Consider the following 26,477-nt stretch of genomic DNA (forward strand, 5'->3'; position numbering starts at 1 on the left):
TTAGATTTTAAATAAGATTAAAGACTATGAATAGGAAAAGTATTTAGCTGTATACTTTAAGAGAGTGATTGGTTGGTGTAAAATCACAGTTAAGGCTAAAGAAAATCACCTAGGAGTCTGAGGCTGAAAGAGTTTTCGATTAAGCTTATCACGTTATTCCGCGTTAAGGAATAGAGTATTATTGTACTCGAAACTAAAGTTTTTAATTTAAAAACTTATATCCCTTGGGTGGTATACGCGATTCTTCGTCCTTTAGGCGAAGATTTTTTTATTTTAAATATATTAACAATATAACTTAAATGTTGACAGTATAACTTTCTAAGACTGAATAATTAAGTTTCTATGGTTAATAATGAAAAATATAACCAAATGAAAATGAGCAGAGTAATATTATATCTAATGGAAGGGAGCTTAAAAATGTATAAAAAGGTTGAATTATCAAAAGGCTTTGTAGGCATGGAAAATGACGTGGCAAAGCTTTGGGAAGAAAAAGACATTATAAAAAAGAATCTTAATGCAAATCAAGATGGAGAGTATTTTACTTTCTATGATGGACCTCCAACAGCAAATGGAAAACCTCATGTTGGTCACATTATAACAAGAGTAATTAAAGATACTATCCCTAGATATAAAGTAATGAAGGGATATAAGGTTACAAGAAAAGCAGGTTGGGATACTCATGGTCTTCCTGTTGAGCTTGAAATAGAAAAGAAATTAGGTATATCTGGAAAAGAGCAAATTGAAAATTATGGAGTAGAAAAGTTTATCCACGAATGTAAAGAGTCTGTATTTACTTATGTTAGTATGTGGGAAAAAATGACTAAGCAAATAGGCTATTGGGTAGATATGGATAATCCTTATGTTACATATCATAACTCATATATTGAATCTGAATGGTGGGCTTTAAAGACAATGTGGGAAAAAGGTCTTTTATATAAGGGACATAAGGTTATGCCATATTGCCCAAGATGTGGAACTGCTCTTTCTTCTCATGAAGTTTCACAAGGTTATAAGGATGTAAAGGACTTAACTGCTATAGCTAAATTTAAGGTTGAAGGTGAAAATAATAAATATATATTAGCATGGACAACAACTCCTTGGACATTACCTTCAAACTTAGCTTTATGTGTAAATAAGGCTTATGACTATATAGAAGCTAAAGTTCAGGATTCTGATGAAGTATATATATTAGCAAAAGAATTAGCTCCAAGAGTATTAGGAGAAGAATATGAAGTAATTAAAGAGTTTAAGGGTTCTGAATTATTAGGACTTAAATATGAAAGATTATTACCATTTGGAAAGGTTGAAGGAAAAGCTTTTGAAGTTATACATGGAGATTATGTAACTTTAACAGATGGTACAGGAATAGTTCATATAGCTCCTGCTTATGGAGAAGACGATAGCTTTGTTGCTAAGAAAAATGGAATAACTTTTATAAATTTAGTTGATGCCAGTGGTAACTTCATAGATGAAGTAACTCCATGGGCTGGAAAGTTTGTTAAAAAGTGCGACGATGATATAGTTAAATACTTAGATAAGGAAAATAAATTATTTAAAGCTGAAAAGCATACTCACTCATACCCTCATTGTTGGAGATGTGACACACCACTTCTTTACTATCCAAAAGAAAGCTGGTTTGTTGCAATGACTAAGCTTAGAGATAATTTATTAAGAAATAATAACAAAATAAATTGGTATCCAGATAACATAAGAACAGGTAGATTTGGTAAGTTCTTAGAAAATGTTATTGACTGGGGTATTTCAAGAGATAGATACTGGGGAACACCACTTCCAATTTGGGAATGTGAATGTGGACACAGAGAATGTATTGGAAGTATAGCAGAGCTTAAGGAAAAGGGTAATAATGTTCCTGATGATATAGAACTTCATAAGCCATATATTGATAAGGTTCATTTAGATTGTCCAAAGTGTGGAAAGAAAATGAATAGAACTCATGAAGTTATAGACTGCTGGTTTGATTCAGGATCAATGCCTTTCGCTCAGTTACACTATCCATTTGAAAATAAGGAAGAATTTGAAAAGAGATTCCCGGCACAATTTATATCAGAAGCAGTTGATCAAACAAGAGGATGGTTCTATACTTTATTAGCTATCTCAACAGCTTTATTTGATACTAATTCCTTTGAAAACTGTATAGTTTTAGGTCACGTGTTAGATAAAAAGGGATTAAAGATGTCAAAATCAAAGGGAAATGTTGTAGATCCATTTGAAGTATTAGATTCTCAAGGAGCAGATGCTACTAGATGGCATTTCTACACTGCAAGTGCACCATGGCTTCCAACAAGATTCTCAATAGATGATGTTGCTGAAGCTCAAAGAAAATTCTTAAGTACTTTATGGAATGTTTATTCCTTCTACGTTTTATATGCAGACTTAGATAAGTTTAATCCATTAGATTATAAAGATTTTAAATCAGAAAATGTAATGGATAAGTGGATATTATCAAAGTTAAATACATTAATTAAAACTGTTGAAAAGGACTTAGATGAATATCAAATAACACCAGCAGCTCTTGCTATTGAGAAATTTACTGATGAATTATCTAACTGGTATGTAAGAAGAAATAGGTCAAGATTCTGGTCATCAGAATTAACAGAAGAAAAAATAGGTGCTTATGTTACTCTATATAGAGTTTTAACTACTTTAGTAAGGGTTATAGCTCCATTTGTACCATTTATCTCTGAAGAAATTTATCAAAACTTAGTTGTTAATTTAGATAAGAATGCTATTGAAAGTGTACATTTATGTTCATGGCCAAAAGCAAATGAAAAAGAAATAGATAAAAATCTAGAAAAAGAAATGGATTTAGCCTATACAATAGTTCAACTTGGTAGAAGTGCAAGAAATGGTGCCAATATTAAAAATAGACAGCCACTTTCAAAAATGCAGATTTCAACAAATTCTCTACCTAAATATTATGGAGATATAATAAAAGATGAGCTTAATATTAAAGAAGTTGAATTTGGAGCCGACTTATCGGAACATGTTAACTTTGAAGTAAAACCTAATTTACCTGTATTAGGAAAGGCATATGGTAAGTTAATTCCTGGAATTAGAAAAGAAATATCTTCAAGAAATCAAATGGAATTAGCCCAAAAGATTAACAATGGAGGAATTGAAACTATCGTAGTTAATGATGTAGAAATAGTTTTAGATAAGGACAATTTACTAGTAACAATGCAAGGTAAGGAAGGTTATGCTTTTGCAGGCGAAGGTACTATAGGAGTTGTTCTTGATACAAATATTACTCCTGAATTAAGAGAAGAAGGACATTTAAGAGAAATAATTTCAAAAATTCAAAACATGAGAAAAGAAAGTGGATTTGAAGTTGCAGATAAAATAAAATTATATGTTGCTAATAATGATATGTTAATAGATATCATTAATAGAAATAGAGAATTTATAGAAAAAGAAACTTTAACAGAAGAAGTGCTTGTAAATGTTGAAGCTGATTACAAAGAAGTTAATGTAAATGGTGAAAGTTTAAATATGACAGTTAAAGTTATTAAATAATTATTAAAGGGGCCGTCTTAGACAGCCCTTTTAATATGCAAAATATTAAAAATTTTTGTATAAAAATGAGAATATTGTAATAGCTATTTACAAATAGTATAATTATACTTAAAATGTAATAAAGAAATTGAATAAAATGGAGTGATGAAAGTATGGCTACTTCGATAAAGGATGTTGCTAAAGAAGCGGGTGTTTCCATTGCTACTGTTTCTAGAGTCTTAAATGACATAGACGTTGTAAACGAAGATACTAAAAAGAAAGTATTAGATGCAATAAACAAACTTGGATATAGACCTAATATAGTAGCAAGAAGTCTTAAAACTCAAAGGACAAAGACCATAGGTATACTTGTTCCAGATATTTCTAGTGGTTTCTATCCTGAAATCGTTAGAGGCGCTGAAGATGTTTCTAATATTTACGATTATAATGTAATATTGTGTAATTCAGACTTTGATGATGAAAAGGAAAAGGAATACTTAAGAGTACTTAGAGAAAAAATGGTTGATGGAGTTATTTATATGAGTTCTTCCTTACAACCAGAGATATTAGACTTAATTAATGAGCTAAATATAAAAACTGTTCTAGTTGAAACAAAGGATAAAGAAGAGAGACTACCAAGCGTAACAATAGATAATATAAAGGCTTCAGAAGAAATTACAAACTATCTTATAAATAAAGGTAGAAGAAAGATTGCTTTTGTTGGAGCTAAGAAGGAAAGTTTAAATGCTTGGGTAGATAGATTTATTGGTTATGAAAAGGCTTTAAAAGATAATGGATTAGAGCTTGATGAAGACCTTATATTTACAAAAGGATTAAAAGTAAAATCAGGTTATGATGCTGTTGAACATTTTGAAAATAGCAAAAAGCCTTATGATGCAGTAGTATGTGCGTCAGATGAATTAGCTGTTGGAGTAATAAATGCCTTAAGGGAAAGAGGTAAAAAGGTCCCTGAAGAGGTAAGTGTTGTTGGCTTTAATAACAATGAGATAGCAGAACTTTTCTATCCTAAAATAACAACAATTAAGCAACCAAGTTATGATATGGGATCTGTTGCTATGAGAATGTTAATAAAATTATTAAATAAAAAAGGCTTAGAACAATCACAATTTGTACTTGATTATGAATTAATAGAGAGGGAAAGTGCTAAATAACAATTGATATAAATATAAAGATGGAGTTGTTGTCAGCAGAAGTAATTGTAATGAGCTTCTGAAAACATATCTAATTGTTTCAGTACAAAATATTATAGTGATTATAAAATTAAATGTGAAATTTTACATAAAGGGGCTGTCTTTGCAGCTCCATCTTTAATTTATATTGATTTTTAGTTTGCTTACAATTTTCAGTAAAAATTTTTGCTGTAATTTAAATAAATTATTGCAAAAAAATAGTAAAGATGATATAATACTCTCAAAGGTTATTAAACGTTTTCATCAAATTTCAACTTTCGGTGAAGAGTTTGGTATTGAGTAAAAGAGAATTTTTTAAAATTGGGTTATGGGTCAAAAAAACAACTTCAAAAGAAGTTGTTTTTTTGTTTTTATTTTAATTATAAGATTCCTTCTTCTTTCAAAATATTTTCTAATTCTTGAAGTTTATTATTTAATAAAATAAATTTTTCTTTAATTATCTTTTTCTCTGTTTCATTATCTAATACATTTACAATCTCTTCTACTGTTTCTAAAGCATCATCAATTTCTTTTTGAGCTAATTTTAAATTAGATTCCTTCATATATATCTCCTTTTATGTCTCCTTTGTAATTTTAAACATAACAAATAATAGTTATATTATTTATCCTATCACTAATAAATTTCTCATGCAAGGCATATATTGTATAAGAAATTTGTAAGGGGTGAAATTTTGATAAATTATGTTTGGTTTATAATGATATTCTTAGGAATATTAGTTGGATTAATTACAGGTAATGGAGAAATTATTTCAAATTCTATCATAAAAACAGCAGATTCAACAGTTTCATTGATAATTGGATTAGTAGGAATAATGTGTTTTTGGTGTGGAGTAATGAAGGTAGCAGAAAAAAGTGGATTTACTCAAAAGCTAGCAAAACTCCTTAAACCGATATTAAAGCGTCTTTTTAAAGAAGCAGCGAAGGATGAAAAAGCTTTGGGAGCCATAGTTATGAATATTACTGCAAATATGATGGGCCTTGGTAATGCAGCTACTCCTTTTGGAATAAAGGCAATGGAGGAAATGAGCAGACTAAACAAGAAAGAGGGACGTGCCTCTAACGATATGGCCTTATTTTTAGTATTAAATGCTGCATGTATACAGCTTGTTCCTTCAACTGTAATTTCCATTAGGGCTGCAACAGGCTCCATCAATCCTGGTGCAATAATAATTCCAGCAGTAACAGCTAGCACAATAGCTGCAATTGCAGGAACTATATATTGCAAAATATTACAAAGGTATTTTTAAAGGAGTGTTTTAATGTTACAGTATTTAACTAAGAGCATTATTCCTATAATAGTTATAGTAATCACAACTTATGGAATGTTCAAGGGAAGAAAAGTATATGAATGGTTTATTGAAGGGGCAAAGGAAGGCTTAAAAGTCTGTTTAAACATATTTCCCTATCTGCTAGCTATGCTTATAGCAGTAAATATTTTTAGGGAGGCAAAATTATTAGATATTTTAAATGATTTAATAGCACCAATAGGTGCTTTAATAGGCCTTCCAAAGGAAGTAATTCCTTTAATATTAATAAAGCCTTTATCAGGAAGTGGAGCTATTGGAGTATTAACAGATATATTAAAAAATTATGGACCGGATACAAAAATAGGGCTTATATCATCTGTAATTATGGGAACTACTGAAACAATATTTTATACCCTGACAGTTTATTTTGGAGCTGTTCAAATAAAGAAGATAAGGCATACTTTATGGGCAGCAATTTTAGCTGATTTAACTGCCATTATTGTTTCAGTTTTTATAGTAACTAGATTTCTTTTATAATAAATAATGCATTTAAGGGAAAAATAGGCTATATTTAAAATATAGCCTATTTTTAATGTTTGATAAGGAAGTTGGAGGAACTATGAAAAAGGAATTTTATATAAAAAACAGAAAAAGAGTTTTTGATAAAATTAAGGATAATTCTATTCTGATTTTATTTGCAGGAAATGCTCCAAAGAAAACTGGGGATGAAGAATATCCTTTTACACCAAATAGAAATTTTTATTATTTAACAGGAATAGATGAGCAAGCTCATGTATTGTTATTAAGTAAATTTAATGGGGAGAATAAAGAGTACCTATTCATAAAAGATATAGATGAAATTATGGAAAAATGGAATGGAAAAACTATAAGAAAAGAAGAAGCAAGAGAAATTTGCGGAATAGAAGAAGTTAAATATTTAAGCGAACTAGATAAGTTCATTGATAAGTTAGTTTTAAATAAGGAAGAATTAAATATTTATTTAGATTTAGAAGAAAAAAATTCGTCTTATGACTATTTAAATAAAATAAAAGATAGATACTATAATATAAGTATTAAAAATGCTTATAAAATTATTGCTGAATTAAGACTTGTAAAAACTGAAGAAGAAATAAATAGAATAAGAAAAGCAATAGAAATTACAATTGAGGGTGTAGAAAATCTAATGAAAAATACTAAGGCAGGAATGAAAGAATATGAATTAGAAGCGTATTTTGATTTTGTATGCAAAAAAAGAGGAGTTAAGGATTTAGCCTTTAAAACTATTGCAGCAGCAGGAAAAAATGCAACGATTCTTCACTATGTAGATAATAATACAGAACTTAAGGAAAATGATTTGATTTTATTCGATTTAGGTGCACAATATAAGTATTATAATGCAGATATATCAAGAACCTTCCCTGTAAGCGGAAAGTTTACCAAAAGACAAAAAGAAGTCTACAATGCAGTTCTTAGAGTAAATGAAAAGATAATTAGCGAAATGAAGCCGGGAGTTAAATTTCTTGATATTAACAAGCTGGCTAGAGACTTAATAGCTGAGGAATGTATAAAGCTCGGATTAATTAAAAATAAAGAAGATGTTTCAAAATACTATTATCACAGTATAGGCCATAGCTTAGGAATGGATACTCATGATGTAGAATTAGAAGGAAGAAATGTAACCTTTGAAGAAGGAATGGTATATACTGTTGAACCAGGCATTTATATAGAAAAAGAGGGAATTGGAATTAGAATAGAGGATGATGTTTTAATTACTAAGGATGGTAATGAAGTTTTAACGAAAAATATGATAAAATCAGTAGAACAAATTGAAGAGTTTATGTCTAAATAATAAACTTATAATTAATTTTATTATATGGTTGATTTAATATGATAATCCTTATATAATGAGTGTGGAAATTAAATATAAATAAAGACAAGGTATAGAGGCGCGGTAATTAAGAGTACTATTAATGAGGTAAGCACTGTGATTTAATAGGAAAGGAATTATCGCCGAAGCGTATGATTGATGCTTTAAGATCATACTGCTGGTGTTATATAGAATATATATAACACTGCCACAAGCTATCTTTGTGGAGAGCTATTACTTGAGGAACTTATTTTATTATTATCAGTGCTGATATTTTTAAAACCTTGAGTGAGAACTCGAGGTTTTTTATATTTGATTTTATTATTAGAAAATATTACAAAGGAGTTTAAAAATGAATAATAAAAAGAGTATTAAGTTGTTCTTAATAACAACTATGATTAGTTTATTATCAACATCTGTTGTTTTTGCAGAGGAATTAGATGTATCTGTAAGAAATGCAGATCATTATGGTATATTAACTTTGATACCACCTATTTTGGCAATATTATTAGCTTTTATAACTAAGAATGTTGTTATATCTTTATTTATTGGTGCATTATCAGGTACATTTTTAGTACAATTAGTGGATAATTCCTTCATGGATGCAATAATTCAAGCTTTTTTAGATTTTGTATCTAGGGCATTAAATTCTTTAGCTGATCCTTGGAATGCAGGGATAATTCTTCAGGTACTAGTAATAGGTGGAATTATACAATTAGTAGCTAAAATGGGAGGGGCCAAAGCTGTTGCAGAAGCTTTAGCCAAAAAAGCAAAAACAGCTAGGAGTACTCAATTAGTTACACTTTTGTTAGGGTTAGCAGTATTTTTTGATGATTATGCTAATTCATTAATAGTAGGACCTATAATGAAGCCTGTTTCAGATAAAATGAAAATATCAAGAGAAAGATTGGCCTTTATTATAGATGCAACAGCAGCTCCAATTGCAGGTTTAGCTATTGTATCTACTTGGATAGGTTTAGAAGTTGGTTTAATAAATGATGCTTTTGTTAATGGTATTGGTAAAGAGGTAGATGCTTTTGGTGTCTTTTTGCAGACCATTCCTTATAGATTTTATAATATATTAATATTAATTTTTATATTTATTACTTCAATCTTATTAAAGGAATTTGGTCCGATGTATAAGGCTGAGGTTAAGGCAAGAAAAAGAGGGGATGCATCTAAGGAGGAAGTTGCTTTAGATTCTAATCTAGATAATTCTGATTTCGAGCCAAAAGAAGGAATAAAGTTAAGTATATGGAATGCTATAATTCCAATAGGAACATTAATAGCAACGGCTTTAATTTGTTTTTACTTTAGTGGTTATTCTTCAATAATGGCAGGAGAAAATGATGCTCTTAAGGAATTTATGAATAATTCACCTTTATCTCTTAAAGGGATTCAAGAGGCTTTTAGTGCATCAGATGCTTCAGTAGCATTATTCCAGTCAGCTTTAATATCAAGCATAGTAACTATTGTTTTAGGAGTAATTAAAAAAATATTTACAATTTCTGAAGCTATAGATGTATGGATTGATGGAATGAAACCATTACTTATTACAGGAGTTATATTGCTATTAGCTTGGTCATTAAGCTCTGTAATAAAGGATTTAGGAACAGCAAAGTATTTAGTTTCCTTACTTTCAGGCTCATTGCCCAAATTTTTACTTCCAAGCTTAATATTTATCTTGGGCTCTGTTATCTCCTTTGCTACAGGTACAGCTTATGGAACTATGGGAATATTAATGCCGTTGGCAATACCTCTTGCATATTCAATAAACCCAGATATGAGTTATGTAGTTGTCAGTACAAGTGCAGTATTGACTGGTGCTATATTTGGTGATCATTGTTCTCCTATATCAGATACTACAATTCTTTCCTCAATGGGAGCAGGATGTAATCATATTGATCACGTTAATACTCAAATTTGGTATTCTTTATTTGTAGCATCAATAACAATAGTCTTTGGATATATTCCAGCTGGTTTTGGGTTAAAGTGGTATATTGCTCTTCCGATAGCAATATTAGCAGTATATTTAGGGATTCAAATATTAGGTAAAAAGGTAGAAGAATATTAAAAGAGTTAAATATAGATTTAATTATATGATGAAGCTCATAGATATTTTTGAGTTTCATCATTTTTTTATTCGGTTAAGTGAATATTAATCATATAGATTATGTTAATTTCTATTGATATAATGATAATTAAAAAAGATAAAGTGAGGAGTAATAGAATGAGTAATTTAGAAAGACTTAGAGAAATAATGAAAAAAGAAAGTATAAATTATTATATAATTCCAAGCAGTGATTCACATCAAAGTGAATATGTAGCAGATTATTTTAAAGGAAGAGAATTTATATCAGGTTTTACTGGTTCAGCAGGAACCTTATTAGTAGGATTAGATAAGGCTTATCTTTGGACTGATGGGAGGTATTTTATTCAGGCGGCTAAGGAATTATTAGGAACTGGAATTGAGCTTATGAAGATGGCTACTCCAGGCTATCCAAGCTTAGAGGAATGGATTAAAGACAATGTTAAGGAAGATCAAGTATTAGGTTTTGATGGAAGAGTTGTATCAGTTAAACAATATGAAAGTTATAAAGCTATAGCAAATAATAATAAATTTAAAATAGTTATGGATAAGGATTTATTAGATGAAGTTTGGCTTAATAGACCACAGCTTCCAAAGTATAAGATTTTTAATCATGATGAATCTTTTTGTGGAAAATCTACTAAGGAAAAGCTAGAAGAAGTAAGAAAACATATGATAAATAAAGAAGCAGATAGCTTCATTTTATCTTCCTTAGATGATATAGCCTGGCTTTACAATATAAGAGGAAATGATATTTTATTTAATCCAGTAGCACTATCCTATGCCATAATAACTAGAAATGAAGCAAATCTTTATATAGATTTAGATAAGCTTACAGAAGAAGTAAAGACAAAATTGAATTCTCAAGGGGTAAATATATTTAATTATAATGAGATAGAAGAACATGTAAGAACTATAAAAGGTACAGTTTTACTAGATAAAAATAAGTTAAATGCAAAAGTATTTTCTGCAATTAGTAAAGAAGTTAGAGTTATAGATGAATTAAATTATACAACAAAATTAAAGGCTATAAAAAATGAAACTGAAATAGCAAGTATGGAAAAGTCTCAAGTAAGAGATGGAGTTGCTATGGTAAGATTTATGAAATGGCTAAAAGAAAATGTAGGTAAAGAAAAGATTAGTGAAATATCTGCAGCTAAGAAACTAACCTCAATAAGGGCTGAAGGTGAAAACTATAAGGGAGATAGTTTTAATACTATTGCTGGTTATAAGGAACATGCAGCAATGATGCATTATTCAGCAACTGAAAAAACAGATTATGAACTTAAGGAAGAGGGAATGTTTCTTGTAGATTCAGGAGCACAATATCTTGATGGAACTACAGATATAACAAGAACCTTTATTTTAGGAGAAATTACTGAAGAAGAAAGAAGAGATTTTACTCTAGTTTTAAAGAGTCATATAGGATTAGCTTTAGCTAAATTCTTAAAGGGAACTACAGGCATGAATCTAGATATTTTAGCAAGAGGACCATTATGGAAATATGGTATAGATTATAAATGCGGAACAGGTCATGGAGTTGGGTTTTTCTTAAATGTCCATGAAGGACCACAAAGCATTAGGCCAATAGGAGATGCTGCAGCTACAGTATTAGAAGCTGGAATGGTAATTACAAATGAACCTGGAGTTTATAAAGAAGGAAAGTATGGAATTAGAACTGAAAATACATTAATAGTAGAAAAATATATGATTTCAGAAGAATCTGGAGAATTCTATAAGTTTAGAACTATCTCTTATTGTCCTATAGATTTAGATGGAATAGAGCTTAATTTATTGACCTTTGAAGAAAAGGAGTGGTTAAATAATTACCACAAGACAGTATTTGAAAAGTTGAGTCCTTATTTAAGAAAAGATGAAATTGAGTTCTTAAAGAAAGTAACAAGGGAAGTTTAATCAATGTATATTTCACAGCGCACAGCTAAAAGTAGAATTATTTTTTATAGTCTCTAAAACTGTGCCCTGTGAACTTATAAAAATATTTTTTATGTTTGCTTCTTCTCTTTTGGTGGATTAATAATGGCGTTGATAATTATTGCAATAATTACCCCTACAATTGTTTCTAAAGTTCTTTGAAAAGCATATCTGACTGGATTAATAATATCAGGATCTATTAGTATTATTAAGATAACTATTGATGCTATAGTACAGGCAGCAGGTTTCTTAATTAAATTACAAATATATATTATTAAACAAACCCCTAATGAAGCTATAATTATAGAAAAGGAATGTAAATTAAGTTTAATGGTTAAAATAAGTATAATTGCTCCAAGTACACCGCCTATAAATGTACCAATCAATCTATTTAAACCTATTTTTACAGAATCTTCTATGGTACTTTGCATAGATATAATTGCCGCAATTGGTGCATTTAGGGATTTGGGGATTAGTAATAAACAAATTAATACTGCCAGGGAAGTTTTAAGATTTCTATAACCTAGATGAGGAAGAGCTAAATGTTTCATTTAAAAACCTCCAATAAATATTATATATTTAAGTCCTATTTAATTATATTTAAATTATAGTATATGACAAAATTCTAAAAAAGTATATAATAAAATATATAATACATATAAATATAAAAATAAGGGTAATAAATATGAACTTAATAATTTTATTGATAATAGTAGATATAGTACCTTTGGGGTTATTGTTATTAGGAGGAATATATGAAACAAAACATTCAAAATTTCCTAATACCAAAATTGGATATAAAAATAAATATTCAATATTAAATAAAAAAACTTGGGAATACTCTAATAAGCTTGCTTCAAAAATATATGGAGCAATTGGGAGTTTTCTACTTGTATTAAATACAATAGGTATTTTTATATTTGGAGAAGAGGCTTTTTCTACAATATTAGCATTAACTTTTATTTTAGTTGTTATAGCAAGGCTTATAATAGAAAATATAATAAAAAAGAAGTTTAAATTGAAATGAATATTAAAATATTGACAGTATACCCAAATTACCATATCATAATATTAAATGCGATGAAAAGAAGAGTAATGAAAATTAAGGCTTAAAGAGAGCTAGGGTGGGTGAAAGCTAGCAGCTAATATTTTCATGAAGATGGCCTTGGAGCATGTTCTCTGAGCAAAATTAATTGTAAGGAGAATACGGGAGCAACCGTTATATTGCAAAGTGAAAATTTCACTTGCTGAGGTATTTATCGTGAGATAAATACGAAATAGAGTGGTAACACGTGTAATGCGTCTCTATATGGTTTTATATCCATATAGAGATTTTTTATATTGTAACTATATTATTTAAGTAAAATAACAGGAGGAAAAGGATATGTGTAAGAAAACATATTACATAACTACGCCAATTTATTATCCGTCAACAAAACTTCATATTGGTAATACTTATACAACAGTTGCAGCAGATGCCTTAGCCAGATATAAAAGATTAACAGGATATGATGTAATGTTCTTAACAGGAACAGATGAACATGGACAAAAAATTCAAAGAATAGCAGAAGAAAAGGGTATAACACCAAAGGAACATGTAGATGAAGTTGTAGCGGGAATAAAAGAATTATGGAAGCTAATGAATATAGGCTATGATAAGTTTATTAGAACAACTGATGATTATCATATTAAGGCTGTTCAAGATATATTTAAAAAATTATATGATCAAGGAGATATATATAAATCCTCTTATGAAGGAATGTATTGTACTCCGTGTGAATCTTTCTGGACAGAAACTCAATTAGTAAATGGAAATTGCCCAGACTGTGGAAGACCAATAGAAAAATCAAAGGAAGAAGCATATTTCTTTAAAATGAGCAAATATGCTGATAGATTAATTGAATATATAGAAACTCATCCAGAATTTATACAACCAGAATCAAGAAAAAATGAAATGCTTAATAACTTCTTAAGACCAGGTCTTCAAGATCTTTGTGTTTCAAGAACTAGCTTTAACTGGGGAATTCCTGTAACTTTTGATGAAGGTCATGTTGTATATGTATGGATAGATGCTTTATCAAATTATATTACTGCTCTTGGTTACGGAAGTGAAAATAAAGAATTATATGAAAAATATTGGCCAGCAGATGTTCATTTAATAGGTAAGGATATTTTAAGATTTCATACTATATACTGGCCAATTATGCTAATGGCTTTAGGATTACCACTTCCAAAGCAAGTATTTGGTCATGGATGGCTGCTTGTAGATGGAGGTAAAATGTCAAAATCTAAGGGAAATGTTGTAGACCCTGTTACTTTAGTTGAACATTTTGGAGTAGATGCAGTTAGATATTATTTATTAAAAGAAATCCCATTTGGATCAGATGGATTATTTAATAATGAAATATTTATAAAGAAAATCAACTCAGATTTATGTAATGATTTAGGAAACTTGCTTTCAAGAACAGTGGCAATGATTGAGAAGTATTTTGGAGGAGAAGTACCTGCAAATTCTGAAAAAGAAGCAATTGATGATGAACTAATAAATTTAGCTTTAGCAACTCCAGGAAAAGTTACAGAAGCAATTGATGAATTGAGAATACCAGAAGCTCTAGAAACTATATTTAATTTAATAAGAAGAGCAAATAAATATATAGATGAAACAACTCCTTGGATATTAGCCAAGGATGATGCTAAGAAGGAAAGATTAGGAACAGTTTTATATAATTTAGCTGAAAGCTTAAGATTTTCATCTGTATTATTAGCAGCCTTTTTACCTGAAACAAGTGAAAAAATTAATGCTCAATTAAATACTAATAATGTATCCTTTGAATCATTAAAGGAATTTAATGGAACAGTAGTTGGAACCAAGGTTAAAAAGGGAGAGGCTTTATTCCCAAGAATAGATGTAGATAAGAAATTAGCTGAATTAGAAGCATTAAAGGAAGCTCAATTAGCTAAAGACAAACCAGCCAAAAGAGAAATAGCTCCAATAAAAGAAGAAATAACTATAGAAGACTTTGAAAAGATAGATTTAAGAGTAGTAAAAGTCTTAGCTTGTGAACCTATAAAGAAGGCAAAGAAACTATTAAAGCTAACAGTAGATTTAAATGGAGAAGAAAGACAAGTGGTGTCTGGAATTTCTCAATACTATAAACCTGAAGAGTTAGTGGGTAAAAATGTAGTTCTAGTTGCTAACTTAAAGCCAGTAACTTTAAGGGGAGAATTATCACAAGGAATGATTCTTGCAGCTGCAACAGATGATGGCAGCATTTTAAAGCTTGTAGACCCAGGTGATCTACCAACAGGAAGTATAGTGAGATAAATCTCACAATTTAAAATGTAGAATACAAAATGCATAATTAAGGAGGATTTTCAGCTAGCTGAAAATCTTTCTTTATATTATTAGCTGTAATTGAGAATTAAAAGCTTGAGATGTTAGAAAATTTTGCTTTCGACAGCAGATTTTTATTAAAAGAAAGGAATAAAATAGATGAAAAATAAGAAATTTAATATTTCCAGGGAAAAAAGAGAAGATTTAATTAATGAAATAAAAACATTTTTTTATGAAGAAAGAGATGAAGAAATCGGAGATTTAGCTGCCAACATAGTTTTAGATTTCTTCATGGATAAGTTAGCACCTGAGTTTTATAATGAAGGGGTTAATGATGCCTATAGATATATGCATGATAGGATAGAAGATCTTTTAGAGATTCAGATTTAGTTAGTAATAGGAATTCAGCTAGAAGTTAGTAGTGTTGAGTTAGTAGTTAAAACTTAGTTAGTAGTGTGGAGTTTGGAGTGGTTTTAAGTTTATTAGGGAAGTAATAAGTAAAAAGTAATTAGCAGAAATGAATTGAATTTAAGGGGGTTTTTTATGAATATAATAGTAGGAAATGCATGGCCTTATGCCAATGGGCCTTTACATTTAGGAAGAATAGCTGTTTGGCTGCCAGGAGATGTTATAGCAAGATATCATAGGCTTATGGGGGACGATGTAATATTTTTATCTGGAACTGACTGTCATGGTACTCCTGTAACCATGAGAGCTAAGGAAGAAGGATTAACACCTTTAGAAACTATTAATAAATATCATGAAGAATTTAAAGGATGTTTTAAGGGATTAGGATTTTCTTTTGATGTATTTGATAAGACCCATAATGACTACCATGCTAACAAGGTAAAGGAATTTATATTAGAACTTTATAATAAGGGATACATATATGAAAAAGAAGTTGAACAAACTTTCTGTGAAAATTGTAATGAATTTTTATCAGATAGATATATAGAGGGAGAATGTCCTCATTGTAATTCAGTAGTAATAGATGAACAATGTGAAAATTGCTTAGAAATAATAGAGTATGAGGAACTTTTAAATAAAAAGTGTAAAATTTGTGGAAATAAAGCTGTTGTAAAAACCACAAAGCATCTATTTTTTACTTTATCTAAGTTTGAAAAAGATGTAAGAAGATTATTAATAAGACAAAGAGGCTGGAGAGATAATGCACAGGTAATAGTAAAGAGATATTTAAAGGAAGGATTAAGAGATAAAGCAGTTACAAGAGATTTTAATTGGGGTGTAGAGGTACCCTTAGAAGGATATGAAGATAAAAGGATTTATGTTTGGATAGAGGCAGTTATGGGCTATCTTACATCTAGTATTAGAGTTTTAGAGGAAAGAGGAGAAGATTGGAGAAATTATTGGGAAGGGGAGGATTCAAGGGTTTATTTTGTTCACGGAAAAGATAATATTCCTTTCCATACAGTAATTTTTCCAGCTATTTTAGCAGGTCTTGGTATAAAAAATCCAAACTTACATGTAATTTCAAGTGAATATATAAAGTTAGAAGGAAAGAACTTTTCAGCGGTAAAAAATTGGGCTATTTGGGCTGATTATGTAATAGAGAATTATAATATAGACGAATTTAGATATTATTTACTTTTAAATTCTCCAGAAACAAAGGATACAGATTTTACTTGGAGGGATTTTGTAAATACAGTTAATAGAGATTTAGTTAATCTATTAAATAACTATGTAACTAAAACTATAGGGATTGTTGTAGAGAAGTTTAACTCAAAAATACCTGAAAGTGTTTTAGATAAAGAGGTTAGAAATGAAATTTTAAATACTTATTTTAATATAGGAGACAAAATAGAAGAAGGAAAATTTAAAAGTGCTTTAATTGAAATAATGTCTTTAATAAAAAAATATTATAAAAAATTAAATGAATTAGAAGGAAAAGATCAAAATAAATATGTATCAGGGATATATGAGGCAATTCAAATAATTGTTAATTTATCAAATCTTTTTGAACCTTTTATGCCTAAAACGGCAGAAGATATTAGGACAGCTTTAAATATTGAAGAAAATATATGGAGTTATACTGAAAAGAAAAAAGGTGAAATCTCCAAACTAGAAAATTTATTTAAAAGGATAGACAAGAAAATAATAAATGATGAAACTAAAAGGTTAAAAGAAGAAAAAAATTAAAAAAGCTATAAAAAGGAAAAAACCCTAGATTAAATAAATTTGGGGAAGAATTTAATCTAGGGACCATTAGATGGTTTTAGGGGTAAATAATAATGCTTTAACTACTTTACATCATATATATTATACCAAGATTATGACAAAAGTGTGTCAAAAACTAAAATAAATTATTAATAATTATTGAATAAATAAGATAATTATTGGATTATATTCAATGTTAAAATCAGGTTAAAAATTGTTAAACTATATTTACAATATGTTTAAAAAATTATATAGTTAGTTCGGTGTTAATAAATAGTTATAAAATTATTGTTAATTAAGGAGAGAAAATCATGGACAAATTTTCTATTTTTGCTGGTTTATTCGGCGGCTTAGGACTATTTCTTTACGGAATGAAAATTATGGGAGATGGACTTGAAAACGCTGCTGGAGACAAATTGAAATCGATTTTGGAAAAATTGACCAGTAATAAATATATAGGAGTTGTAGTAGGGGCAATAGTTACAGCTATTATACAAAGTTCAAGTGGAACTACAGTTATGATTGTTAGTTTCGTAAATGCAGGTTTAATGACATTATCCCAGGCAGCTGGCGTCATAATGGGGGCTAATATTGGTACAACTATTACAGCACAAATGGTATCTCTTGATCTAAATAAGATTGCACCTTTAGTTATAGGAATTGGAGCAATTATACTTTTAGTTGGTAAAAATAAAAAGACTAGAGATTTAGCAAGTATAGCAATTGGATTTGGTATTTTATTTATGGGTATGGATTTAATGGGTAGCTCAATGGATCCAGTTGCAGAATCAGAATGGTTTAAGGAATTTATACTTGTAGTATCTGATAATAAAATACTTGGATTACTTGCAGGTCTTGGATTAACAGCAATTATTCAAAGCTCAGCTGCAACAACTGTTATATTAATTGCCTTAGCCTCAACAGGTGCTATTGATATGAGACTAGCATTCCCAGTTATACTTGGCTGTAATATCGGAACATGTGTAACAGCTTTATTAGCTTCATTAGGAACTAATAGAACAGCTAAAAAGGCAGCTTTAATGCATTTATTATTTAATACTTTTGGCGCTATCATTTTCTTCCCATTTATTGATCCATTTATTAATTTGATACAATCAACATCACCAGAAGTTGCAAGACAAGTAGCAAATGCACATACAATATTTAATGTTTTAGTTACTCTTATAATGCTGCCATTAAGTGAATACTTAGTTAAAGTAGTAAACTTACTTTTACCTGGAGATGGTGGAATTGAAAAGAAAGGTGCTATATATTTAGATAAAAGGTTATTTGAAACACCTGTAATCGCAAATGGACAGGTTATTAAAGAAACATTAAGAATGGCTAATAAGGCAAAAGAAAATGTAGTATTAGCAATGAAAGCTTTTATGGAAAATGATCCAGAAGCAGTTGAGAAAGTATATGATAATGAAAATACTATAAATATATTAGAAAAGGAAATAACTGATTATTTAGTAGAACTTTCACAACTTGAATTGCCAGAAGATGATATAAAATTATTTAGTTCAACATATCATGTTATAAACGATATTGAAAGAATTGGAGACCATGCAGAAAATATTGCAGATTTAGCTGCAGAGAAAATGAAGAATAATGTTCATCTTGGTGATGAAGCTAAAAAAGAGTTAAAAGCAATCTTTGAAAAAACAATAGAAGCCATAGAACTATCTGTAGACAGTTATGGAAATCGTAATTTTGATAGTACTAAAAAGCTTGAAGAAGTTGAAAGTGAAATAGATAATTTAAAGAATAATTTTAGACAAAATAATATAAGAAGACTAAAAGAAAGAGTTTGTTCAGCAGATTCCAGCGTGGTATTTTTAGATCTTATAAGTAATTTAGAAAGAATAGGCGATCATGCTAATAATATAGGAAACTTTGGTATGAAGTAAATATTATAGATTTATCAAAAAAGAAGATTGTAATTAATCTTCTTTTTTGCAATTTATAGCTTATAATTAAGGAGAAAAGTACTTAATTTATTTTTATAAAAATCATTTAAAAGCAATTTATCTTCTAATTATGTTTAAAATTAGGAAAAAGTGTCAATAAATAATTATGAAATGGAGATTGAAAGATATGGAGAATAAATATAAGATATTTGATACTCATGCTCATTATGATGATGAGGCTTTTGACGAGGATAGAGAGGAAGTATTTAAAGAACTAAAGAAAAGTGGTGTAATAGGTATATTAAATTGTGCTTCAAGTTATAGAAGTATAGAAATAACAGATAAGTTAACTAAGGAAAATGATTTTATTTTTGGAGCTTTAGGAATTCATCCTGAAAATGCAGATGAACACAATCGTGAAGTTAAGGATAAAATTATAGAGTTAATAAAAAATAATGATAAAATCATTGCTATAGGGGAAATAGGTTTAGATTATTATTGGGATGAGAATCCTGAAAAAGAAGTTCAAAAAAAAGTATTCAGAGAATATATGAAGTTAGCAGAGGAATTTAATATGCCAGTAGTTATTCATGATAGAGATGCCCACCAGGATACATTAGAAATACTTAAAGAATTTCCTAATGTTAAAGGAATAGTTCATTGTTTTTCTGGAAGCAAAGAATTTGCACAGGAATGTATAAAATTAGGCTATTATATAGGTATAGGGGGTGTAGTTACCTTTAAAAATGCTAAAAAACTTATAGAGGTTGTGAAAAATATTCCATTAGATAGAATAGTAGTTGAAACAGATTGTCCATACTTATCACCGGAGCCAAACAGAGGAAAAAGAAATAAATCAGACTATATTCAATATATAATAGAAAGAATTGCTATAATAAAGGAAATAGAGCCTATAGAAGTTAATTTGGCTGTAAATGACAATTTTAAAAGGTTGATTAATAAATTTATATAAAGTAAAATATAAAATACCTGTTGGAAAAAAGTAATAAAATTGTTATATAATGGATAAAATTAAAATGAGAATCTACTTTGTAATAAGATAACTGCAAAAAGCTATTATATATAAATTTTATATTATGCATGTTATGCATTTGTAGCAGTTAGTTAAATAAGCAGGAGTGTAAAATTTGACAAAAGTCAAGATTTAAATTATAATGCAGGAGACGCTCTTGCCAAAGGAGGTAAAGTAGATGGTAAATTTTAAAAAATACCAAATCGCTAGTTTTGCTAAGAGTCCAAAGGGTAAGATATTGATGTCAATTATTATATTAGCTATAATTGCATCAGTGACGTTCACAAACATGAGAAAGACAATAACAATAAAGATAGACGATAAAGAAGAAACACTTGTAACATACAAGGGAAAAGTTAAAGATGTGTTAGAAACGATGGGCATAGAAGTTGACCCAAAAGATAAAGTTGAACCATCTTTAGAGGGTAAAGTATCGGAAGGCGATACGATATCTATTAAAAGAGCTGTTTCAGTAAAGCTTACTGTAGGAGATAAACAAATAGAAATAAATACAGCAGAAGATACAATAAAAGAAATGCTAGTAGCAGAAAAAGAACAGCTTAAATCACAGGGCATCGAATATAATGAAGGAGTAGATGAAATTGCTCCAGCATTAGATACAAAAATCACAAAAGATTTGAAGATTGACCTTGTAAAAGTTGAAGTGAAAAAAGAACTAGCAAAAGAAGCAATAGACTTTGATGTTGTTGTAGAAGAAGACTCAAGTCTAGATAGCGGTGTAGAAGAAGTTAAGCAAGAAGGTGTTTCTGGAGAAAAAGAAGTAACTTATGAAGTCATTTATAAAAATGGCAAGGAAGTTTCAAGAACTTTAAAAAGTTCAAAAGTCATATCTGAACCAGTTAATAAGATAGTTGTTCAAGGCACAAGAAAAACTATTGCAAGTAGAAATGGGCAGTTATTAGATTATAAGAGCGTAATATATGTTGAAGCAACTGCTTATAGTGGTGGAGGTATTACTGCAACAGGAACTGTACCTGTAAGAGACCCAAATGGAATAAGTACTATATCAGTAGATCCAAGGGTTATACCATTAGGTAGTTTGGTTTATGTTGAAGGATATGGCAAAGCTATAGCTGCCGATACTGGTGGTGCCATAGTTGGAAACATTATAGATGTATATGTAAATTCTAATGAAGAAGCCTTAAATAATTGGGGAAGAAGATATGACGTTCCAGTTTACATCTTAGCTTATCCGGGTGAATGGTAGAGAATAAGGAGTGTTCGAAAGAATGCTCCTTATTTTTATGTATATCTATAATTTTTGTTTGACAATATAAATAGATAAATATAAATTAATAGTTAGCAGGTGTTAAACATAATTAAGAGCGGTAATATTTGCAGCTCTATTACGAAAGGAAGTAAAAATTTTGATTAAGGAAGTTATAGTAGTTGAAGGAAGAGATGATGTTGCAGCTGTTAAGAAGGCAGTAGATGCTGAAGTTATAGCAGTTGGTGGTTTTGGAATAAATGCAAAGGTTATAGACAGAATAAAAGATGCTCAAAAGAGAAAAGGAGTTATTGTACTAACTGATCCTGATTTTGCTGGTGAAAAAATAAGAAATATTATAGCTAAAAGAGTAAAAGGAATAAAGCATGCATATATAGCTCAAGAAGATGGAATAAAGGGTGATGATATAGGAGTTGAAAATGCAAACCCTGAAGTAATAATTGAAGCTTTAAATAGAGCTAGGGTTTCAGAGGAAGAATATAATGAAATATATAAGGCGGAAGATATGTTTCATTTTAAATTGACAGGATATAAAGATTCAAAAAAGAGAAGAATAATGCTAGGGAAAGAATTAGGCATAGGATATGGAAATGCAAATCAAATTCTCAATAGATTAAATAAATATTCCATAGATAAAGAGGAGTTTATTCTAGCAATAAATAAAATAGAAAAAAGCTTAGGAGAGAAGAATTAATGAATTTACAAGATGTAAAAACTTCAGAATTAGTAAAAAAGTATAACTTTAAATTTACGAAAAGCTTAGGTCAAAATTTTTTAGTTGATACTTCTGTACCAAGGGATATAGTTGAAGGGGCAGAAGTTTCTGATGATGACTTAGTAATAGAAATAGGACCTGGTGTAGGAACCTTGACAGCTCAACTTTTAAATAGGGCTAAAAGAGTAGTTGCAATAGAACTTGATGATAAGTTAATACCAATATTGCAAAATGAAATTGGAAATAACCCTAAATTTGAATTAATACATGAAGATGCTTTAAAGGTTGACTTTAATAAAATAATTGGTGATGAAGAAAATGTTAAGTTAGTTGCTAATTTGCCTTATTACGTAACAACTCCAATTATTATTAAGATGTTAAAAGAGGGATATAATTTTCACTCTTTAACTATAATGATTCAAAAGGAAGTTGCAGAAAGAATAAATGCAGAACCAGGTCATAAGGATTATGGAGCCTTATCTCTTTTAGTTCAATATTATTGTAATACAGAGATAATAAGAAAAGTTCCACCACAATGTTTTATACCTAGACCAAAGGTAGATTCTATTGTTATAAGATTAGATAGATTAAAAGAACCTAGAGTAAGAGTTCAAAATGAAAAATTATTTTTTGATATAATAAGAAATTCTTTTAACATGAGAAGAAAAACTTTATGGAATGGAATTAAAAATATTGGTTTAAGTAAAGAAAAACTAGAGTTAGCTTTTGAAAAAGCTGATATAGATCCAAAAAGAAGAGGGGAAACTTTAAGCATTGAAGAATTTGCCGTATTAGCAGATAAGATAAATGAAGAAATGTAATAGAACTTGTGAGAATTTTGTTATAATAGCAAGAATTCTCACGAGTTTTATTTTTAACATATTTGGAACCAAAATGCATATAATGTAAAGAATTAATCTAAAATGGAGGTTCTAAAGGTTTGTCGCAATTAAATAAATTGTATAGAAATTTTATAATTTTACAAGAAGACGAGAGAGGATACTCTAATTCTAATGACAAAACCTTATCAGGATATTCAAAGATTGAAGCAAAAGGAGATAAATGTAAGATTTCTTTTTATGCTCAAAATCTAAGAAGTGATATTAATGATTACCACGCTTTAGCTATTTGCAGCAAGAAGGATAATAAAAAAATATTAGACTTAGGTAATATTGTAGTATCAGACGGAGGAAAGGCTGAGTTAACCAAGGAGTACTCAATAGATGATATAGGAGGAATTGGTCTATCCTACGATAAAATATCTGGTGTTGCAGTAGCAAAGATGAAGGAAGATATTCCTATAATTATTATGTGCGGCTTCATTAATGGGGAAGAACCAAAAGATAATTGGAAAAATTATAAGATTGAAAAAGATTCTTGTGAGAAATCAAAAGCAGAACATAAGAAGAAGGATAGCAAGAAGAAGAAGGAAAAGAGAACTGATGGAGATAAAATTTTAGAAGAAAAATCTTCAGCAGTTAGTAAAGAAGAGACAAGTGCTTCTATAACAAATTCTTCAGAAGATAGAAAGAAGGTAAATGGTCCTAATGAAGCTAATGCGAACAATTTAACAACAACAATTCCACAAACAGTACCTACTGGTATGGGAACAATGGCAATGGGTACTGTGCCAACAGGTACAATACCAACAGCAACTATACCGATGGGAACTGTACAAACTGGAACAGTACCAATAGCAACAATGCCAAATGGTACAATGCCAAATGGTACAATGACAAATATACAAGGTGAAGTTAGTGAATTTATTGATAGTATAGGAGGAACAGCAGTTGATACAAATCAAGATGGAGTTGTAGATACTGTATGCATACCATATGAAACAATGGTTGATATGATGGGGACAACAGGAACAGCTATGAATGGATCAACTATGAATGGAGCAGTTCCTTTTGGAACATTGAATTCTATGCCAAATATTAATATGCAAAATGGACAAACAACTCTGCCATATGGATATATTCATAGAGTAGAAAATGAGTCGGATAATCCATTTAATAGCAATAATTATGAAAATCCATTTGCTTCAACAGAAAATATAGATACTCCTTTCTATGATAGACGAAAAGATCCATTTGATGATAAATTCTATAATGAAAATCCATTTGTAAATAATAATAGAAGTGATAATTTTGCTGATGTAGGAATTAAAGAAGATAATGATTATATAAGTACAATCAATAGAACAAGAATTGCTAGCACTAAAAAAACTACAAGTAAATTTGATGAATATGAAAATCAAATAGAAGAATTATCTAGTAATTTTAAAATTAGAGGAAGCGTTGGAGAATATTTTGAAACAATTGCAAGAGGATTTGAACTGGTTAAGGATTATCCTAGAGAAATAAAATATTGCAAATGGTATGAAGTTCCTGTAGGTGATTTAAATGACTTGTGCAATATGTCAAATTACAATAGATATACAGTAGCTTATTATCCAATGCTAAATTACTATCCATATATAAGAAAATATAAGAGATTTTTATTAGGTTATAAATGCGATAAGGATGGAAATTTAAAATATATTGTTTATGGAATACCAGGAAGAAAAAATATAGAAGATCAGCCATATGAAGGTAAGACAGGCTTTGTAACCTGGGTTAAGGATAAACAAAGAGATGGAATGGGATATTGGCTAATGTTCTATGATTTTAGAAATTCAATAGTTGTTGTTCCTATGGAACAATAATAAAAAAATGTACTTAAAGTCCTGATGAGTATAAGTGAATAAAAAGATATTTTTTTTAATATCCCTTCTGTCATTTCTTATGCTTATTATCCTAGGTATGAGTAATATATTTATTGAGGATATAAGAGAAGTTGCAATTTCCAATAACAATATAGATAGTTTTAATTACCATGTGCTTGGAGAAGGGAGTTATAAAGTTTTATTACCGGAAGATTGGATTGTTGAAGAAAATTATTCTAATTTTGATAAAGAACTAGATGTGGATTTCAGCAATAAGCAAAATATAGAAGGTAATATTATAATTTTAGAAGGGGATTTAGAAGAAGCTATTAAGCTTATGCTTAATGAAGAGACTGGAGAAATGCTTAGAAATTCTAATGAAGATTGGAATATAGTAGAGCTTAATAAAGACAACTATATAAATAAGTATTATATTAAGCAGTACTCAGAGGGAAAAGTTTTAATTATCAAATATTCTTACAAAAAGGGAAAAGTAAAAAACAGTATGAAGGTAGTATTTGATAAGATATCAAATAGCTTTCAATAAAAATATAATAAGTTTGCTATAAAACAAGTAAAGTATTATAATTTATTTATAGTTAGGAAAAGCTAATGCTTATCCTAACTATATTTTCTATATACATTAACTTTTTAGTAGAGGGGAAAGATATAATTGAAAAAAATAATAAAGATAATGAGTACCATAATGTTAATAATGTTATCTTTAAATTTAAAATCCTGTGAAACAAAAAAGGATAATTACTTTGATTACTTAAAAAATAGTAATGTAGAGCTTATAAGTATTCAAAATGTTAGAGATAAATCTTTTAAATTCTTAATGACTGATAAAAAAGCAATAAATAATATGTCAGATTTATTATCTAAAGCTGAAGTTAGTGAAACTAAATCAGATTTAGATCCAGATTACATATTTCAAATAAAAATTGGAGATAAAATAGAAGAATATAATTATATTGTTGGTGACTATAACGGAAATTTTTATAATGATGAAAGAATTTTTACAATGCCAAAAAGGTTAGATGAGGCAATAATGCAAAATCTTTCAATTATAAGAAAACCAAGAGATTTTGAATATATATATTACAATACAATTCTAGATACAATAAAATTAAATAAAGAACAATTAACAGATAAAAAGGTTGGAATAGATATATATCAGGATATAGATTGTTTAAAATATATATTATCAAGTGAATTAAAAGAATTTATTAATAATGCAAAAGAAATTCTTCCTAATGTTGAATTGGTAGAGAAAGATACGAGTAATTTTGATGTTGTAATAGGTATAAAAAATAGAGGACATAGTACAACTGTTTATAAAAGCAATATAAAGATTGAGAATAAAATAGATAAGTCTGAAGATAACTATTATGTAATTGGGGAATATGAATTTAATGAATGGGATTACAAGGTATATCACGAGAAGGAAGTTCCTAGGGAGATAAAGAATAAGTGGTAGGAGGAAATAATT

21 protein-coding genes, 1 riboswitch and 2 other annotated features are annotated in these 26,477 nt (G+C 29.1%); of the genes, 19 read left to right on the plus strand and 2 right to left on the minus strand.

What is annotated here, in order from left to right:
• Positions 1 to 17 precede the first annotated feature (17 nt).
• Positions 18 to 256 (plus strand) — a binding site (T-box leader).
• A 161-nt stretch (positions 257 to 417) separates the two neighbouring features.
• Positions 418 to 3,534, plus strand: coding sequence for an isoleucine--tRNA ligase (gene ileS, locus BEN51_RS00360; protein ID WP_119864148.1), 3,117 nt, complete (start codon positions 418 to 420; stop codon positions 3,532 to 3,534).
• A 152-nt stretch (positions 3,535 to 3,686) separates the two neighbouring features.
• Positions 3,687 to 4,685: a LacI family DNA-binding transcriptional regulator gene (locus tag BEN51_RS00365; protein WP_119864149.1), complete on the plus strand. Its 999-nt coding sequence runs from the start codon at positions 3,687 to 3,689 to the stop codon at positions 4,683 to 4,685.
• Positions 4,686 to 5,083: 398 nt separating this feature from the next.
• Here BEN51_RS00365 and BEN51_RS00370 read toward each other — a convergent pair whose 3' ends face one another.
• On the minus strand, positions 5,084 to 5,266 hold the full coding sequence (locus tag BEN51_RS00370; RefSeq protein WP_119864150.1) for a hypothetical protein: 183 nt from the start codon (positions 5,264 to 5,266) through the stop codon (positions 5,084 to 5,086).
• A gap of 129 nt (positions 5,267 to 5,395) precedes the next feature.
• Between BEN51_RS00370 and BEN51_RS00375 the strand changes: the two genes are divergently transcribed.
• The 5 genes from BEN51_RS00375 to BEN51_RS00395 all read left to right on the plus strand — a co-directional run bounded on the left by BEN51_RS00375 (position 5,396) and on the right by BEN51_RS00395 (position 11,841).
• The gene (locus BEN51_RS00375) at positions 5,396 to 5,971 is read left to right on the plus strand and encodes a nucleoside recognition domain-containing protein (protein WP_119864151.1); all 576 of its coding nucleotides are present in this window, start codon (positions 5,396 to 5,398) and stop codon (positions 5,969 to 5,971) included.
• A 12-nt stretch (positions 5,972 to 5,983) separates the two neighbouring features.
• Positions 5,984 to 6,508: a spore maturation protein gene (locus BEN51_RS00380; RefSeq protein ID WP_119864152.1), complete on the plus strand. Its 525-nt coding sequence runs from the start codon at positions 5,984 to 5,986 to the stop codon at positions 6,506 to 6,508.
• Positions 6,509 to 6,590: 82 nt separating this feature from the next.
• Positions 6,591 to 7,820, plus strand: coding sequence for an aminopeptidase P family protein (locus BEN51_RS00385; protein ID WP_119864153.1), 1,230 nt, complete (start codon positions 6,591 to 6,593; stop codon positions 7,818 to 7,820).
• 84 nt (positions 7,821 to 7,904) lie between these two features.
• Positions 7,905 to 8,080: riboswitch (Lysine riboswitch) on the plus strand.
• 110 nt (positions 8,081 to 8,190) lie between these two features.
• Entirely contained in the window at positions 8,191 to 9,912 is a 1,722-nt protein-coding gene (locus BEN51_RS00390) for a Na+/H+ antiporter NhaC family protein (protein ID WP_119864154.1), read from the plus strand.
• A 156-nt stretch (positions 9,913 to 10,068) separates the two neighbouring features.
• Positions 10,069 to 11,841, plus strand: coding sequence for an aminopeptidase P family protein (locus tag BEN51_RS00395; protein WP_119864155.1), 1,773 nt, complete (start codon positions 10,069 to 10,071; stop codon positions 11,839 to 11,841).
• Positions 11,842 to 11,930: 89 nt separating this feature from the next.
• On the opposite strand, the gene BEN51_RS00400 is transcribed toward BEN51_RS00395, so the two are convergent.
• Positions 11,931 to 12,410, minus strand: a complete 480-nt coding sequence (locus BEN51_RS00400; protein WP_119864156.1) for an FUSC family protein — start codon at positions 12,408 to 12,410, stop codon at positions 11,931 to 11,933.
• Between the two features lie 134 nt (positions 12,411 to 12,544).
• Between BEN51_RS00400 and BEN51_RS00405 the strand changes: the two genes are divergently transcribed.
• From BEN51_RS00405 to BEN51_RS00460, 12 genes are all read left to right on the plus strand, one after another.
• Positions 12,545 to 12,886: an SdpI family protein gene (locus tag BEN51_RS00405; protein WP_119864157.1), complete on the plus strand. Its 342-nt coding sequence runs from the start codon at positions 12,545 to 12,547 to the stop codon at positions 12,884 to 12,886.
• Between the two features lie 44 nt (positions 12,887 to 12,930).
• Positions 12,931 to 13,169: a binding site (T-box leader), on the plus strand.
• Positions 13,170 to 13,243: 74 nt separating this feature from the next.
• The gene (metG, locus tag BEN51_RS00410) at positions 13,244 to 15,184 is read left to right on the plus strand and encodes a methionine--tRNA ligase (RefSeq protein WP_119864158.1); all 1,941 of its coding nucleotides are present in this window, start codon (positions 13,244 to 13,246) and stop codon (positions 15,182 to 15,184) included.
• Between the two features lie 168 nt (positions 15,185 to 15,352).
• Positions 15,353 to 15,583, plus strand: a complete 231-nt coding sequence (locus tag BEN51_RS00415) for a DUF2164 domain-containing protein (RefSeq protein ID WP_119864159.1) — start codon at positions 15,353 to 15,355, stop codon at positions 15,581 to 15,583.
• A 153-nt stretch (positions 15,584 to 15,736) separates the two neighbouring features.
• Entirely contained in the window at positions 15,737 to 17,350 is a 1,614-nt protein-coding gene (gene metG / locus BEN51_RS00420) for a methionine--tRNA ligase (RefSeq protein ID WP_119864160.1), read from the plus strand.
• Between the two features lie 329 nt (positions 17,351 to 17,679).
• Positions 17,680 to 19,281 (plus strand): Na/Pi cotransporter family protein, encoded by a 1,602-nt coding sequence (locus BEN51_RS00425; protein WP_119864161.1) that lies wholly within the window; start codon positions 17,680 to 17,682, stop codon positions 19,279 to 19,281.
• Positions 19,282 to 19,468: 187 nt separating this feature from the next.
• The gene (locus BEN51_RS00430; protein WP_119864162.1) at positions 19,469 to 20,254 is read left to right on the plus strand and encodes a TatD family hydrolase; all 786 of its coding nucleotides are present in this window, start codon (positions 19,469 to 19,471) and stop codon (positions 20,252 to 20,254) included.
• 238 nt (positions 20,255 to 20,492) lie between these two features.
• Positions 20,493 to 21,542 (plus strand): G5 domain-containing protein, encoded by a 1,050-nt coding sequence (locus BEN51_RS00435; protein WP_119864163.1) that lies wholly within the window; start codon positions 20,493 to 20,495, stop codon positions 21,540 to 21,542.
• A 160-nt stretch (positions 21,543 to 21,702) separates the two neighbouring features.
• Positions 21,703 to 22,257, plus strand: coding sequence for a ribonuclease M5 (rnmV, locus tag BEN51_RS00440; protein WP_119864164.1), 555 nt, complete (start codon positions 21,703 to 21,705; stop codon positions 22,255 to 22,257).
• Complete coding sequence (gene rsmA / locus BEN51_RS00445; RefSeq protein ID WP_119864165.1) at positions 22,257 to 23,099, plus strand: 16S rRNA (adenine(1518)-N(6)/adenine(1519)-N(6))-dimethyltransferase RsmA; 843 nt, start codon at positions 22,257 to 22,259, stop codon at positions 23,097 to 23,099. Before rnmV ends, rsmA begins: the two co-directional genes overlap by 1 nt.
• Before the next feature lie 137 nt (positions 23,100 to 23,236).
• Positions 23,237 to 24,985 (plus strand): DUF7922 domain-containing protein, encoded by a 1,749-nt coding sequence (locus BEN51_RS13960; protein WP_236906227.1) that lies wholly within the window; start codon positions 23,237 to 23,239, stop codon positions 24,983 to 24,985.
• Between the two features lie 97 nt (positions 24,986 to 25,082).
• Positions 25,083 to 25,532 carry a hypothetical protein gene (locus tag BEN51_RS00455; RefSeq protein WP_236906228.1) on the plus strand — a complete coding sequence of 150 codons (450 nt, stop codon included), beginning with the start codon at positions 25,083 to 25,085 and terminating at the stop codon, positions 25,530 to 25,532.
• Positions 25,533 to 25,658: 126 nt separating this feature from the next.
• Positions 25,659 to 26,465 carry a YhfM domain-containing protein gene (locus BEN51_RS00460; RefSeq protein WP_119864167.1) on the plus strand — a complete coding sequence of 269 codons (807 nt, stop codon included), beginning with the start codon at positions 25,659 to 25,661 and terminating at the stop codon, positions 26,463 to 26,465.
• Positions 26,466 to 26,477: the final 12 nt, after the last annotated feature.

The organism is Clostridium isatidis, assembly GCF_002285495.1.
In the GTDB taxonomy this organism is placed as follows: Bacteria; Bacillota; Clostridia; order Clostridiales; family Clostridiaceae; genus Clostridium; species Clostridium isatidis.

Coding starts and splice junctions, on each gene's coding strand:
- BEN51_RS00370 (WP_119864150.1), bottom strand. CDS start 5,266: ATGAAGGAATCTAATTTAAAATTAGCTCAAAAAGAAATTGATGATGCT.
- BEN51_RS00380 (WP_119864152.1), top strand. CDS start 5,984: ATGTTACAGTATTTAACTAAGAGCATTATTCCTATAATAGTTATAGTA.
- BEN51_RS00415 (WP_119864159.1), top strand. CDS start 15,353: ATGAAAAATAAGAAATTTAATATTTCCAGGGAAAAAAGAGAAGATTTA.
- metG (WP_119864158.1), top strand. CDS start 13,244: ATGTGTAAGAAAACATATTACATAACTACGCCAATTTATTATCCGTCA.
- BEN51_RS00405 (WP_119864157.1), top strand. CDS start 12,545: ATGAACTTAATAATTTTATTGATAATAGTAGATATAGTACCTTTGGGG.
- ileS (WP_119864148.1), top strand. CDS start 418: ATGTATAAAAAGGTTGAATTATCAAAAGGCTTTGTAGGCATGGAAAAT.
- BEN51_RS00430 (WP_119864162.1), top strand. CDS start 19,469: ATGGAGAATAAATATAAGATATTTGATACTCATGCTCATTATGATGAT.
- rsmA (WP_119864165.1), top strand. CDS start 22,257: ATGAATTTACAAGATGTAAAAACTTCAGAATTAGTAAAAAAGTATAAC.
- BEN51_RS00385 (WP_119864153.1), top strand. CDS start 6,591: ATGAAAAAGGAATTTTATATAAAAAACAGAAAAAGAGTTTTTGATAAA.
- BEN51_RS00455 (WP_236906228.1), top strand. CDS start 25,083: ATGAGTAATATATTTATTGAGGATATAAGAGAAGTTGCAATTTCCAAT.
- BEN51_RS00395 (WP_119864155.1), top strand. CDS start 10,069: ATGAGTAATTTAGAAAGACTTAGAGAAATAATGAAAAAAGAAAGTATA.
- BEN51_RS00400 (WP_119864156.1), bottom strand. CDS start 12,410: ATGAAACATTTAGCTCTTCCTCATCTAGGTTATAGAAATCTTAAAACT.
- metG (WP_119864160.1), top strand. CDS start 15,737: ATGAATATAATAGTAGGAAATGCATGGCCTTATGCCAATGGGCCTTTA.
- BEN51_RS00390 (WP_119864154.1), top strand. CDS start 8,191: ATGAATAATAAAAAGAGTATTAAGTTGTTCTTAATAACAACTATGATT.
- BEN51_RS00365 (WP_119864149.1), top strand. CDS start 3,687: ATGGCTACTTCGATAAAGGATGTTGCTAAAGAAGCGGGTGTTTCCATT.
- BEN51_RS00425 (WP_119864161.1), top strand. CDS start 17,680: ATGGACAAATTTTCTATTTTTGCTGGTTTATTCGGCGGCTTAGGACTA.
- BEN51_RS00435 (WP_119864163.1), top strand. CDS start 20,493: ATGGTAAATTTTAAAAAATACCAAATCGCTAGTTTTGCTAAGAGTCCA.